This window comes from Paenibacillus sp. P4_A7 (assembly GCF_056402455.1).
In genome coordinates this window covers 1-1089 of record NZ_JBFUHJ010000813.1, presented here as the reverse complement: position 1 = coordinate 1089, position 1089 = coordinate 1, and the positions used below count along the sequence as shown (strand labels likewise).

The window sequence follows — 1089 nt, the reverse complement described above, 5'->3', positions numbered from 1 at the left end:
TTATACAAGTCGCGAATGACGACTTCATTTCCTTGCTGCTTTAACTGCTCCGTGAACGCATCTACTATCGCGTTATTGAAGCTATCCGGATTAGGATGACAATATACGATTAAGTGCTTCATGATGATAACACCTCCACAGTTATTCAAATCAGTCTGTGTTAGTGTTGCCTTGTTGCTCTGCTTTATGTAAGGGACACAAGATCATCCCTTTCTTTAGCACACCTGCTTAAGCTGTTGCGCCGCGGAGCATGCTCTTCATATAGCTGCTGCATGCAACGAGGAAATACAATGTCTGCATAACAATATAAATACCGATTACGACGAAGGAGTAAGTCCAATTTGAAGATTCCAGTATGTTATCCAGCGCCTTCATCGCGAACAAGGCATGAGATATTCCCACAACTACCGGAACGAAAAACACCATACCGATCTGAGTCACAACGATTTTACGAATCTCACCCTTTGTCATTCCAATTCGGGTGAGCGCCTTAAACTGAGCTTGGTCTTCCTGCAGCTCTGTAAATAGCTTGAAGTAAATCATGCTGCCAGAAGCAATAAAGAACAGCAGGCTGATAAACATACCAATGAATAAGGTCAATCCGACTGTCTCTTTCATTTCCTCATAATTGAATACACGTCTAAAATCGGTTTGACCTTGCCTATTATCCGGAACCATCTGCTGCAGTTTAGACACTGTCTTTACTGAATTTTCCCAATTACTTAACTCATAGCCGTACATAACGAGCTGTTTCTCTTCTGGAATATTCGATTGCAGCTTCATAAATGAGAAATCATCCAAGACGAACGTGTAATAGATGTTATCTACCCAGTTCATAATCTTCGCATTAACCGTACCAGTCATGGCTAGCTCTACATTTTCGCCATTGATACTTCCTTTGACAATCCCCTCGCCCATTCCTCTAGTACCATAGGTTTGCTGTGCAAGTGTCAGCTTGCCGCTCTCTGGCTGAATAGTAGGCTGACCAAGTGATTGAGCCAGCTTATTATACTCGGTTGCCGAAATAATGATCGACTCCAGATCGGTTCTCTTATCATCATCCGTTTTAATCGTGAAATTAGATAGTGG

At 42.2% G+C, this 1089-nt stretch carries 2 protein-coding genes; both read right to left on the bottom strand.

Translation table 11 applies throughout. The features are described 5' to 3' along the window. Positions 1-122: NAD(P)H-dependent oxidoreductase (locus tag AC1DWN_RS34210; protein WP_477563258.1), on the bottom strand; the 122-nt coding region annotated here is incomplete at its 3' end. A gap of 106 nt (positions 123-228) precedes the next feature. Beyond that, positions 229-1089 (bottom strand): ABC transporter permease (locus AC1DWN_RS34205; protein ID WP_477563257.1); only part of this gene is annotated, 861 nt, incomplete at its 5' end.